Genomic DNA, 13,355 nt, shown 5'->3' on the forward strand with positions numbered 1-13,355 from the left:
AGCGGTTATACATTTCTTATTTCTTGGCTTGCAGCAGTGTGACGGTACCGTCTGTGCTGCTGACCAGCACGCGCTGGCCTTCCAGTGGAACGACGGTGTTGATGAGTGAGTTGCCTACCTTGTGCTGCCATATAATGCGGCCTGTCTTTCCGTCCAAAGCGCACACCAGTCCGTCGTTGGTACTGGCGTAGACGATGCCGTCCTTTTCGGGCAGCATGGAGGGGGCGTGCTCGTAGCCGAAGCCGGCGTTCGTGGCCCAGAGTTGACGGGCTTCACCACCCTGCGCTGCGTAGCAGACGATGCTGTCGTTCATGGTCTTGGCGTAGACGCGCTGTCCGTCTTCGGACAGGCCGACGCTCTCACGCACCTGTGACTGGAAGGTGCGCCAGACGGTTTTCCCCGTCCGAAGGTCGATGGCGGTCAGTGCACGTTTGGGGTCGGCGATGAACACTTTGTCGTCAGCCTCCACGGGCCATACGGCGGCAGGCGAGTAGTGCATGCCCGACAGGCCGTGTGTCCACTTCCAGCACTCGCGTCCTGTCTGTCGGTCGAGGGCGTAGAGCGTGTTGTCCCACGCACCGAAGATGACTTTGCCGTCAGCCAGCAGCGGGCGTGTTTCAATATAACCCTGCACGTCGGTGTAGGCCCAGAGCAGCTTGCCGCTCTTCAGGTCGATGGCGCGGAAGGTGTGGTCGCTGGCACCGATGTAGGCCGCACCGTCGGCGATGGCTGCGGCTCCCAGCACGGGTGCCGAGGCATCGAGCGTCCAGAGCAGTTTGCCATCCGTGGCGTTCACGCCGTAGACGCGCTTGTCGGCCGAGCCGAACACCACTACGCCTTCTGCTACGGCCGGAGTACCCACGATGCGTCTTTCAGCGGTGAAGCTCCACAGACGTTTGCCTTTTTTCAGGTTGTAGGCGGTCAGGCAGCCCAGATCGTCGGCAACGAACACTCGTTCGCCGTCCGTGGCAGGCGAGCAGTAGATGCCCACACCGGTCTGCACCGTCCAGGTGGCTTTCACCTGTGGATACGCCTGGTTGACGGAATAGTCAGGGTATTTTTCGGCTCTTCCCTGATGGTCATAGTAGGAATGCGTGAGCGAAATGGCGGCCCATTGCTGCTTCGGTTCGCCGATGCGTTGGGTGAAAACGCGGATGGAATCCGGTCCCACCTCGTAGATGCCGTAACCCGGCTTGCCGTCGGCATCGCGCAGGTTGCTGCGCATCAGGATGCCTGGCAGGCCGTCGTAGCTCAGCTGGCGGTTGCGATGGTAGTGTCCTCCGATGAAGAGACGGACATTGTAGGGGCGCACGGCGTCGGTCACGTCGTACCAGTTGTCCACGTCGCCATCCAGCATGGGGTAATGTGTGACGAGGATGACGGGTGTGTCCTTGCCTGCCTTCTCCATTTCGGCGATCATCCAGCGGATGTCTTGTGGCACCACGTGTCCGTAGGCCATGCGCATCAGCGGCCCCGAGTTGAAGCCCAGGAAGAGGAAGCCCTTGTGCATGAACTCGAAGCGCTCGCCGCCGTAGATGTCGGCGAAGGCGGTGCAGCCCGATTCGCTCCACTTCGTTTCGTGGTTGCCTAGGACGACGTGGTAGGGCGCTTTCAGCAGATCGAGGCACGACTTGACGCGCTCCATGCAGAGGCGGTCTCCATTGTCGGTCAAGTCACCCGTTACCAGCACAAAGTCGATGCTGTCCGTGGCGTTGATTTGGGCGACGGTGCGCAGCAGGTCTTCGGTCGGGTTGGGGTTCCCGGGTGCGAAGTGGATGTCCGTAATCTGTGCGAAGCGGAAGAATTTGTTTTGGGCCTGCATCGTCAGCGGGGCGAGGCAGATAAGCAGTAGTAGGAGGATGAGCCAATTTCGTTTCATAATCTGTTCAGGTTTTGTTTGGGATCATTTATTGTTCTCCGTCGTCGAAGAAAGTCAAGATGGCTTCCATCAGGCGGTTCCGTTCTTCAGCTGTGCGGAGGGTTTCGAAGGGGAAACCCAAGACGCAGGTCTTGTAGGTACCTCTGTAGGCAATACCGGCGCTGAGGTTGTTTTCCGAGTAACGCATGAAGGTGCAGGCGTCGGGTGAGGCCGGTTCGATGGCGTCAGGGGCTTCCACCACGTAACAATCTGCGTTCAGTTCGTTGTGGAAACGATAGTCACCGTTCGGCTTGCCAAAAGGAGAGGCAACGCTCTTGACACGTCCTTCGGCGGCAGCCTGGTTGACACGCCATTGGTATTTCAGTACTTCGGTGGCAAACTTCAGGTCGGCCTTGTCGGGCTGTGTCAGGCGGTTATTCCACAGGTCGGTCCCGACGTAAGAGCCGGAGACGAAGAGGTTTCCGCCCTGCCGACAGTAGGCAGTGATGGCCTGCTGCATGGGCTGGCTGAAGGTTTTGAACTTCAACGGTTTCACGCCGCCACGTCCCATCTTGGTTTGGCATTCCTTGCCCAGGATGAGATCGGCGTAGGCGTAGTCGTTCATACTTACGGAGCCTTCCTCCACCGTTTCGTCGCTGCATGATACGAAAGAATAACCAGCCTGGAGAATAGCTGCACCATGTATGGCGGGGTAGTCGAATGTATTTCCTGCAATAACTTGCGTTTCATAGTTGCCGTAGCTGTCGCCGAAGCCTGAAGCATCGTCGTCCATCCAAGGAATTGTGCGGCGGAATTCTTTCATCTTGCCGATGTAGCTGATGTCTTTTACGTAGGGGACGCCGTGGTCAACATCGTCGAGGAAGCCTGCCAGCAGCGTGTCTGCGGGGGCAGGCGCCACGAAGTCTGCGGGTGCGCTGATACGGTCGAAGCCGTTAATTACCAGTACTGTACCCTTAGGTTGGAAGGCGCGACCGGCAGAAAGAATCTCGGAGGGGAAGCTCTCGCCGCCTTTGTTCACAGCTGTTACCTTAAAGCTGCAAACGATTCCTGCGGGGAGAGTTGTACGATAGCTGTTCTTGTCTACCAGTACACCGTTGTCGAAATCGCCGTCGCCGATGCGGGTGTAGACGATGTATTTCTCGGCATTGGCTGTCGGTTCCAGCGGGTCGGTTACGGGCTGCCAAGTGAGTTCGATTTCGTTCTCGCTTACGTTGCGGATGGCAAAGTGGTCGACAGGTAGCGGTTGTACGACGTAATCCATGTGATATTGTGAGCAGATAAACTGTAACATGCCCTTATAAACGGCACGGCTCACTGTAAAGCGGAAACGCGGATCGAGGCCGTAGCGCATGTCGGCGAAGTTCTGATGCGAGAGCAATTCGAGCAGCATGGTGGGGACGCGTGGCACGCGTGCTTCGAAGTAGGATTGGTTCCACATGCCGCGGCGACTCCATTTCGGCTCGTAGAGCGTGCGGACGTCGCGGACGATATTCGATTGGATGAGATCGGTCAGGTCGTGTGACAAGTAGCGGGAAGCCCCGTTGGCAAACACGCCGTTGTAAGCATCTGTCTGATAGATGCCCAAAGTGCCGATGATAGAGTCGTTGAATGTGGTGCCTGCATCAGAATGGAAGGCGAAGGCCAGGTCGATGGGGATGTTCAAGCCTTTTTCGTTTGGATTGACAGAAGATCCTCCAGCCAGATAGTTCACCCAAATACCACGACATTTGTAGTCGTCGGTATAGTCGTTCTGTCCGTTGCTTTCAGAATAGATACTATCGGGTATGCCGGCCCATTGCAACCAGTAGCGGGCAGCTTCACAGAAGCGTGGATAGCCACTGGGTATAGCGGGGATATCGGCTGAATGCTGTATCACTTCTTGTTGCTTCTGTCCGTTGTCCGTATTGGCGGCCTTGTCTGAACTCTTCAGATTCTCGGTACTCCCTTTATCCGAAAGGCTGCGGGCAATGTTGCCCATACCTCCACCAATCTTTACGGCATCGGCAGTGATGATTTTGCCTGCTTTGGAGCTGCGGTTGCTCAGCACTACTTTATAGCAGTTGTGCTTGCCTGCGTCGAAGCTGAACGTGCCCAGATAGATCCAGGTACCTCCACCCATCTGTTGGTTCACCTTGAATTGGGTACTACCGCCCTTGTGGTAGACGGTATAGAGAGCCTCGTCTGTACTGTTGGGCAATGTCTGATAGGATACATAGACGGCATATTGACCGCTTTGAGGAATATCGGGTATCCATTCAGCGGTACTTTCCTTTCCTTTCTTGATGGTTTCGGTCATGCGATAGGTACCTTCCTTGAAAGGATTGGTGAAGTCGGTGTATAGTGTGTGCAGGTGTGCGAAGCCTTCTCCTTGGCCTTGGGTCCATACTTTATCGCCATTCGTTTCTGTATAGAGGGAGGCTCTGGCCAGATAACCGTCGTTGTCCACGATGACTTCTTCGTGCTGGCAATCACGTTCGCGGGGGAGTAGTACGTTGGCACCCGCATTCTCGAGCATGGGGACGAGGAAGGGGAGTACGTAACTCTGCGTGTAGAGGTCTTCCACCGTCTGGAAGATGCGTGCACGTTGCCACTCCCAGCGTGTCAGCTTCTGCTCGTAGTAGAAACCATGGCTTTGCCAGAGCGCGATGTGGCGGTTGTGGAGTCCATTGGTGGGCGTATAGGCTTCGGATACTCTGGTCACTAATGGCTTGTCGACCGCGGGTGCAAAGGTTTTGGCTTTCTTGTCGGGCTTGTTGCGCAAGGCTTGAGGAATAAGCTCCTCGATGCGTCGTTTGTTGGTATATATCTCCAGCTTGTGCGAAGCAAATTCGGCGGGAAGCAGGTGTTGCACACCGTCGTATATTTCGGCCACGTTGTTTTCTCGAAAAGGAATGTAGGCGCAATTCATGTTGGCAAAGAGTTGCAAGGTCTTTCCGCTGACGGCTATGGAGTCGATTTGGATGCGTCCTATCGAAACTTCCTTTCGAGCAATGTCGTCCAGATATTTTCCGATGTGTTGTCGGATATCCATAGAAAGCTCTTGTGCACTTCCTGCCTGTGGAAGGAGGGAAGCGGCGAAGAGAGCAGGCCAGATATATTGTTTTGCTTGCATAGTGGATTGGAGTTAAGTTAATTATAACGGTTTTTATTGTTTTGAATAAGCAGGCAAAGTCCAAGGGCTGTAATCAGTGCATTGATGATGAGCAGCTCGAAGCTGATCTGATAGCCGCCGAACCATGCCTCGCTATGGCTTTGCAGGATGTAGCAGAGGATGGGCGAAGCGACGGCCACCAGCGGTACCCATCGGTCGTGGACAGGCTTCTTGCAGGCCATGCCGAAGATGAACATGCCGAGGATGGGGCCGTACGTGTAGGCGGCAAGGCTATAGACGGCGTTGATGGCACTGTCGTCGTTCAGTTCATAGAAGATGACGATGACAATCACCATGAGCAGCGACATGATGAAATGCACCAGTTTGCGTGTCAGGGTCAGGTCTTTGTCGTTTTGTTTCTCGTTTGCCTTCAGGATGTCGATGGTGAACGAGGTGGTGAGCGCCGTCAGGGCGGAGCCGGCGGCAGAATAGGCAGAAGCTATCAGCCCGATGATGAAGATGATGCCAATAAAGAGCGGAAAGTCTTCGCTCCATGCCACTTTGCCGAACAGGGCGTCGCCTGCTATCGGGCCTTCCTGGCTCAGGTTGGTGTCGGCATACATGTAGAGCAGCGTACCCAATACGAGAAACAGGCCGATGACGAAGATTTGGATGAACGAGCTCAGAATCATGTTCTTCTGCGACTCGCGGAAGTTCTTGCAGCTCAGGGTGCGTTGCATCAGGTCCTGGTCGAGGCCTGTGCAGGCGATAATCATGAATATGCCAGCGATGAATTGCTTCCAGAAGTAGCGGCCGTCGTTGGGGTCGTCGAAGAAGAACAGTTTGCTGGTAGGATGACTGGCCACGGCCGCAGGAAGCTCGCCGAAACTAATCTGCAGGTTATTGGCGATGACCACGATGCAACTGATGACAGACACGACGAGGCAGAGGGTTTTCAGAGAGTCTGTCCAAATCAAGGACTTCACGCCGCCTTGGAAAGAATAGAGCCAGATGAGCGCCACCGTCAGCACCACGTTGAGGGAGAACGGCACGTGCAGGGGAGCGAACACCAGCGTTTGCAACACGACGCACACCACAAAGAAGCGGACAGAAGCCCCCAGCATCTTGGATACGAAGAAGAACCACGCCCCTGTACGGTAGGAGGCCAATCCGAAACGACTTTCCAAGTAACCATAGATGCTGACCAGGTTCATCTTGTAAAACAAAGGTATCAGTACGAGTGCCACGAGGATGGAGCCTACAAAGAAGCCCAGCACCATCTGCATGTAGGAATATCCGCCCGCCAGCACGGCGCCAGGTACGGAAATGAAGGTCACGCCCGAGATGGTAGCTCCAATCATGGCCAGTGTCACCATGTACCAGGACGACTTGCGGTTGCCTGTAAAGAAGCCGGCATTGTCAGCCTTGCGCCCTGTTATCCAAGAAATGATGAATAGCAGTGCGAAGTAGCATGCGATGGTAGCGAGTATGATCCAAACGGTAGTCATATTTAGTATTCTTTTGTTCTTGTTTGGGAAAGCATCGTTTTCCTGGTCGGAAAACAGTGCTTTCGGGTTGAAAAAACAATGCTTTCTCTTTGGTTATTCTTCGTAGAGCAAATAGGGCTTGCGCTGCTCCTTGAATCTCTTCACGTCGTCTTGCCACATGGCCTTAATTTCTTCGGCGCTTTTTCCGTCTTCAATCATTTTGCGTACGTAATCCACACCTACCAGTTTTTCGAAGAAAGAACGGAAGAAATGGTCGTCTAAATTCAGGTTGCGGTAGGCATCAATGACGTATGTCAGATCCACGCCCCGTTTCCAAATCTCTTCATCGCTCATGTTGCTTAGATCCACGCCGTAGCACAACTTGTTGAGCTGAGGCGGTTTTTTGGCGCCTGGCACGCTACGTGGCGTAAAGCTGAAATCGTAGCCCTTCATGTTAGGATGGCCATATACTTGGAAAGGCTTGTCTGTTCCTCGTCCCAGGCTGACGGGCGTTGCCTCGAAGTAGCAGGTCGAGGGGTACAGATAGACGGATTTCATGTTCGGAAGGTTGGGCGATGGGGGGATGGGCAGCCTGTACATCGTCTGGTGCGTGTAGTTCTTGCAGGGGATGACGGTCACGTCACACACACGAGAGGCAGGCAGCCAACGCTCACCGTTGATCATCAGGGCCAGTTCGCCTAGCGTCATGCCATGTACAATGGGGATGGGCAGCCAGCCAACGCCTGACTTGTGCTTCATGTCCAGTATCGGGCCGTCCACGTAGTGTCCGTTGGGATTGGGACGGTCGAGTATCAGCATCTTGCGGTTGTACTCGGCACAGGCGTCCATCAGGCGGCACATGGAGGCGTAGTAGGTGTAGTAGCGAAGTCCCACGTCTTGGATGTCGACGATGAGGATGTCGAATTTGCGCATGGATTGTTCGCTTGGTTTACCCAGCTTGCCGTCGTAAAGCGACAGGATGGGCACTCCCGTCTTTGAGTCTACAGAACTTGATACATGCTCTCCAGCATCGGCATTGCCTCGAAATCCATGTTCGGGCGAGAAGATGGCCACTACGTTGAACTTGTTCTCCAGCAAGACATCCACTAAGTGTTTGTTGCCAATCATACCCGTGTGATTAGAAAAAACGGCAATCCGTTTTCCCTTCAGAATGGGGAAGTATTCGGAGGTTTGCTCGTCGCCGAGGATGATCCTGCCTTCTTGGCTTCGGCATTCGTAGCACCAGCATAGGATGGACAATAAGAATATGAGAATTTTTTTCATGGTTGTCTGTGGATTGTTTTTTGTTTCACATTCTACAAAGATAGGAATTATTCTTATGTCAGGAATACATATTCAATCATTTTACAGGTTGGTAATGGTTCGTTTAAGGTAACGTTAGATTGGAAATAGTAAGAAAAGAACCCCGCTGTAGCTGGTACAGTAGGGTTCTTTTGACTATCTGTTCACTTATTTCCAGCCAATATTTTGTTCTAAGTTTGGATTGAGGGTAATTTGTCCACTAGGTATCGGGTAGAGGTAATGTTTTTTGTCGTAAACACGTTCATTGTTTCCATATCCGTCTACATAGTTTCCATCCAGTGTCAATCCGCATTCTGGATCGTTTACATAGTTGGCTCCCAGTCGAATATCAGGATTCTTGCTGGTATCCAACTTGTCAAGTTGATGCCAGCGGATGAGGTCCCAATAACGGAAATCATTGTCGAGCATCAGTTCGCAACGGCGTTCACGACGGATTTCCCAAATCAGAGGGCTTACACCCATATCGTTATCGCCTGCGTCGGCAACGTCGACCGTGATAGAGGGAAGGCCAGCACGACTCTTCAGTTTGTTGATAGTCTTGTTCAGATCATCGTTTGTAATAGTACCTAACTCAGCCTTTGCCTCGGCATAATCTAGGTAAATTACAGACAACCAATAGAGTGGAGCTGATGTGTAGTTCTTGCCACCTGTTTCACGATAAGTTGGATCAATGTTTACATTATCGAATTTACAGATACCATAGCCGCTGGAAGCTGTCATGGCTATACCGCCTGCAATGCGTTGCCATGCATGGCCTTGGTAACAAAGTACAGAGTCGATTATCTGACCTAAACGCTTGTCGCGTACTTCCAACAGGTTTTGGATATTCAGATGTTGAGCGCCATCGCTGGCTGACAATTTCATGATACCTGCATCTGTATTGTCATATGATGTGTTGGCCGCAGTCTTTCCATCCAAGAACAAGAAGGAGTCGAAAGCATCTTTTGAGATACCGTCCATCTGAGTACTGCTACAAGTGTAATTAATTGTGGAGTGTCCGAAATAATCTTTCTTGTATTCTTTGTAGAAAATGATTTCGGAGTTTCCTGACAATGTCTCAGAGTTGTAGATAGCACGATAACTGGCTATATCTGAACCCAGTGTATAGTCTGGCATGATTTGTTCGCAGGCTTCTACACAAGCTTGTAAGAACCGATTGGCTCCTTCCAAATCAGCAGGTTTTCCATTCTCTTCTTGTGTGCGATATTTGCGGAAAGTACCTTCCCACAAGCAGATTTGGGATTTTAAGGCATTAGCCATGTTGCGTGACCATGTCGTTTGTGAATTGACATCTTCGATGTTGTTGCAGGCAAAATTCAAGTCCTCTAAAACCTTGTCCATGATTTCATCACGATCCTCACGCGCGGCATACAGTAACGGATCATTTGTGTCGGGTACATGATCGAGCCATGTACAGTCTCCGAACTTACGAACCAAATCCCAATATTGCCAGCCACGCATCAGGCGTGCTACACCTATCCAATGGTTTTTTGTAGCCTCATCCATGTCTGTTGCTTGAGTAGTCAAGGAGCTGATCATGGCATTGGCGCGACGTATTTCATCCCAAGTAGATGACCAGTTACTGTCCGAAGCAGGAACATTGATGTATTTCCAATTTTTGAATCCAGCACCTATTTGATCGTCACTGAGAGAGGTAAAATAGAAATCTCCACTTCCACCGCTATTTCCATAACCAGTGAATAAATTATAGAAAGTGGCGGCATAACCTTCTACGCTGGATGGATTATTCCAGAATAAAGGACTATCTGTAAATTTGTCGAGTGGTTCTTTATCGAGCATGTCAGTACAGCTTGACAATGAAAGCGAACCAAGCAATAGTGCACTATATAAAAATGTTTTCTTTTTCATGATTCTTGTCTTTAAAGTTTAGAATGTTACTTGGAGTCCGAATGAGATGGTACGTGTGATCGGTGCTACACGTCCCCATACACCATTACTGTTGCTGCCCGTATCGCTGGCATCGATTTCAGGGTCTACTGGTGCATAACTGTTGTTAATCAACTCACAAAGATTCTCAGCAGTGAAATAGATACGTGCTTTCTGCATGAAACATTTTTTAGTCCATTCTTGAGGCAGGGTATAACCTACTGTTAAGTTCTTGAAACGCAGGTATGAACGGTCGATCAAATATTTACTTTGAGGATAGAAGTTGTTCTTTCCATCTGCGATGCCAGAAACTGTTCCTCCACTTCCGTTGCCTGGATATAAACGTGGGTAGAAAGCATCAGTGTTTTCTTCTGTCCAGTAATCCATTTGGTTGGCATAGATACCATCAGCACCACGTGAGAATGGCATTACGAATGCACCTGTTGACCACTGATCCCATTTACCTACGCCTTGGAAATACATGTCGAGATCAATACCTTTCCATGAGCCTCCCAGGCGGAATCCATATTGGAAGCGAGGAGTAGAGTTACCAATAACTTTCAGGTCACCCATGTCATCTTTAGTACCGTTTCCGCCATCGATGACTCCATCTCCGTTTAAGTCTTTGAATTTAATATCGCCGGGGCCATATTCAAATGTACCTCCACTGACAAGACCATCTTGATTAGCTACGCCTTGTGCATAACCTGTACGATTGCCGTTGGCATCGTAAGTGAAGTCGTCTTTTGTGAAATAACGATCAGTCTCAAAACCATATATATCTCCATATACCTTACCGCTAAAGTAATCGCTTAGGATACCACTTGGGTTATTCCAGTTAGTTACGACTGTTTTATAGTCAGAAAGGTTTCCGTTTGCGTATACAGTAAAGTCACCAAATCGCTTGTTCCAGCTGACGTTCAATTCCCAACCGCGTGTGCGGAGTGAGCCTGCGTTGGTATAGGGCTCGGTTGTTCCCAACATGTCGGGCAGAGTTACACCTGGAGCCAACATATCCAATGTTTTACGTTGATACCAGTCAAATGATACATTCAGTTCGTTGTTCATGAAACCTAAATCCAAACCGATATCAAAGGTGCGGATACGTTCCCATGTCAATGTGCTGGATACCAACGATGGAGTATCATACATGTTTACAAAAGTCCCGTCACTTCCCAGCCAATATCTATCGCTTAATGAATTGATGGTTGAGATAAACATGTCTTCGCCGACAGCTTCATTACCGATTTCTCCGAAAGAAGCACGGAGCTTACCATTGCTGATGATATTACGCAGATTGTCGAAGTAACCTTCTTGGCTAAAACGGTAACCTAATGAACCTGACGGAAAGAAAGCCCAGCGGTCACTGGAGGGGAAAGATGAAGAACCGTCGAGGCGGCCGTTCAATTCCAATAACCAGATTTCATTCCAGTTGTAATTGATTCGGCCGAAATAACCTGCTGTAGCAGAGTGGATATGACGTCCGCTAACCGTTTGTGTTCCATTGGACAGATTGAATTCGGGCTGATCTGGATTCAGTAAGCCTTCTCTCTTAGAACGATGCCAATAGTATTCTTCTCCTTCTGCATTACCACCGACCATAATGTTAAAGTTATGTTTATTGGCCAAGGTAAATTCATAATTGGCATAGAGGTTAAAAGCATAAGAAGTCGTCTTTTCGCTTTGTTGCTGCAGATAAGAGTCGGTTTGGATATCTGTTGGAGCGGACATATTACCCCATGTATTATATCCTGAAACCGGCAGACCTACCATATCTTGGAAAAGATTTTTTACGTTATAAGTATAGTCTGCGTTTACGGTCAAGCCTTTAGCTAGTTTTGCTTTTGCAAAACCTGTCATGCGGACATAGTTAGTAGAGGTTTCTGTGTCACCAGCTTGCTTCAGATACATAATGGTATTGCGCAAGTCTGTACCGTTGATGGTACCCAATGGTTCAAAGAAACTTCCCCATCTCCACATATATTGATAGGGAGTACGACGTGTATTCGGTTCTGTATAAGTACGATCTGTGAAATTGAATCTACCACCAATTTGTAACCAGTCGGTTACGTCAGAGGTGATATTTGCGTTTACATTGTAACGTTTCAGTTGGTCTGGATTAAAGTTGAGTTGTCCTTCTTTCTTGTCATAACCAACAGATAGATAGTAGGTTGTTTTCCCGCTGGTACCCTGTACATTTACGTTATGACTTTGTGAGGGGGCCCAATTTTGATACATAATGCCTACGACATCCCAATCAGCATAGAACATGGCAGTACCTGTTGTAGGATCCAAGTAATAGTCTCCTACATTATCCATACTTTGGAAGGGCTGCATTTCACGATATCCAGCTTTTTTATGGCCGTGTTGTTCTTGCCAGGCTTCGGCATAGGGGAGCATCTTGTCCAAATACATACCAAATAATTCGGGATCTGTACCATTACGTTCGTTGACTTCAATTAAAGCTCTTAATTGGGATGGTACGTCTGCATAGTCAGGCAAAATGCTTGGAGTGCTCCATGCAAAATTGTTAGAGTAGTTAATCGTAAATTTATCTTTTTTAGTACCTTGTTTGGTTGTGATTAATACCACACCAAAAGCTGCGCGCGAGCCGTATATGGAGGTAGAGGCAGCGTCTTTTAGAACGGAAACGCTAGCTATGTCTTGTGGATTGATGAGCGAAAGGTCATCCAAGGGTACACCATCGACGATAATCAAGGGGTTACTGGTTTCGCTATTACTCAGTGTACCTACACCACGAATTGTCATACTCGGCTGCTCATTAATACCTCCTTGTGTATTCAGAATAGTCAAGCCGGGAACTACACCTTGTAAAGCTTTGGTTACATCCATTTGGGGCTTGGCTTCCAATGCTTTATTTACATCTACTGTAGAAACAGCACCTGTTACATTGACTTTCTTTTGTGAACCGTAACCTACGACCACAACTTCGTCCAACATTTCATTGTCTTCCGTAAGTATGACTTTGATGGTGCTTTGTTGAACTTTGATTTCTTGTGATTTGTACCCGATGAATGATATTTGCAGGATGGCTCCCTGTTGTACGTTCAAGGTGAATTTTCCGTTTATGTCTGTCAGGCTACCGTTGCTGGTTCCTTTTTCCAGAACATTTGCGCCAATAATAGGTTCTCCGTTGTGGTCAGTTACCAGTCCGTTTACGGTTATTGTTTGCATTTGTTCTGTAATCCCTAAGTTTTGACTTGGAATGGTAGGGATGGCATAGATTTGTCCATTGCCGAAGAGCAGTGTGCCACATATGGCTGCTGCAGTGAGAAGTTTACCTCTGTAGGTAAATCTCGTTTGTTTGTGATCTTCATTCATAAAAGAAAGGATTTTAAGTTGGTTGGTAATAAGGGTCTGACAAGGTTGTATTCCAAAATGGCGGATAATTGCTTGCCTGTCCTGTGAATAAGTGCTGTTCCTGATATTGAACGAATCAGGTTGATTTGTAAAAAGTCCTCTTATTTATATTCATAGGCACATTGTTTTTAAGGGTTAACTTGTTAATTGTTGTTTCTAAATCAGAAAATGTTTATAATATGGGTTCACATTTTCTTTTGTGTCTCAACAAAGGTATTTTATTTTTTTTTAAATGAAACATTATTCTTGCCTTATTTAAGTATCGGATACATGTTTTTATGTTTTTTTAAACAATGGCACGATGTGT

Annotated in this window: 6 protein-coding genes; all 6 read right to left on the reverse strand. The window is 49.2% G+C overall.

All coding sequences use genetic code 11. The annotated features are described in order from the left end of the window. Positions 1 to 16: 16 nt before the first annotated feature. The 6 genes from HF894_RS06195 to HF894_RS06220 all read right to left on the reverse strand — a co-directional run bounded on the left by HF894_RS06195 (position 17) and on the right by HF894_RS06220 (position 13,009). A complete protein-coding gene (locus HF894_RS06195) occupies positions 17 to 1,879 on the reverse strand; it encodes an outer membrane protein assembly factor BamB family protein (RefSeq protein WP_204971456.1) in 1,863 nt (620 codons plus the stop codon). A 28-nt stretch (positions 1,880 to 1,907) separates the two neighbouring features. Further along, the gene (locus HF894_RS06200) at positions 1,908 to 4,991 is read right to left on the reverse strand and encodes a golvesin C-terminal-like domain-containing protein (RefSeq protein ID WP_204971457.1); all 3,084 of its coding nucleotides are present in this window, start codon (positions 4,989 to 4,991) and stop codon (positions 1,908 to 1,910) included. Positions 4,992 to 5,008: 17 nt separating this feature from the next. Further along, positions 5,009 to 6,478 carry a sodium:solute symporter gene (locus tag HF894_RS06205; protein ID WP_204971458.1) on the reverse strand — a complete coding sequence of 490 codons (1,470 nt, stop codon included), beginning with the start codon at positions 6,476 to 6,478 and terminating at the stop codon, positions 5,009 to 5,011. A 93-nt stretch (positions 6,479 to 6,571) separates the two neighbouring features. Beyond that, positions 6,572 to 7,741: an exo-beta-N-acetylmuramidase NamZ family protein gene (locus HF894_RS06210; protein ID WP_204971459.1), complete on the reverse strand. Its 1,170-nt coding sequence runs from the start codon at positions 7,739 to 7,741 to the stop codon at positions 6,572 to 6,574. A gap of 186 nt (positions 7,742 to 7,927) precedes the next feature. Beyond that, complete coding sequence (locus HF894_RS06215) at positions 7,928 to 9,649, reverse strand: RagB/SusD family nutrient uptake outer membrane protein (protein WP_204971460.1); 1,722 nt, start codon at positions 9,647 to 9,649, stop codon at positions 7,928 to 7,930. Between the two features lie 18 nt (positions 9,650 to 9,667). Next, complete coding sequence (locus HF894_RS06220; RefSeq protein WP_204971461.1) at positions 9,668 to 13,009, reverse strand: SusC/RagA family TonB-linked outer membrane protein; 3,342 nt, start codon at positions 13,007 to 13,009, stop codon at positions 9,668 to 9,670. Between the last annotated feature and the right edge of the window lie 346 nt (positions 13,010 to 13,355).

It is taken from the genome of Caecibacteroides pullorum, from assembly GCF_019239235.1.
GTDB classification, from domain to species: domain Bacteria; phylum Bacteroidota; class Bacteroidia; order Bacteroidales; family Bacteroidaceae; genus Bacteroides; species Bacteroides pullorum.

Excerpts from the sequence above, each read along its gene's own strand:
- HF894_RS06195 (WP_204971456.1), bottom strand. The coding sequence starts at position 1,879 with ATGAAACGAAATTGGCTCATCCTCCTACTACTGCTTATCTGCCTCGCC.
- HF894_RS06215 (WP_204971460.1), bottom strand. The coding sequence starts at position 9,649 with ATGAAAAAGAAAACATTTTTATATAGTGCACTATTGCTTGGTTCGCTT.
- HF894_RS06210 (WP_204971459.1), bottom strand. The coding sequence starts at position 7,741 with ATGAAAAAAATTCTCATATTCTTATTGTCCATCCTATGCTGGTGCTAC.
- HF894_RS06205 (WP_204971458.1), bottom strand. The coding sequence starts at position 6,478 with ATGACTACCGTTTGGATCATACTCGCTACCATCGCATGCTACTTCGCA.
- HF894_RS06200 (WP_204971457.1), bottom strand. The coding sequence starts at position 4,991 with ATGCAAGCAAAACAATATATCTGGCCTGCTCTCTTCGCCGCTTCCCTC.
- HF894_RS06220 (WP_204971461.1), bottom strand. The coding sequence starts at position 13,009 with ATGAATGAAGATCACAAACAAACGAGATTTACCTACAGAGGTAAACTT.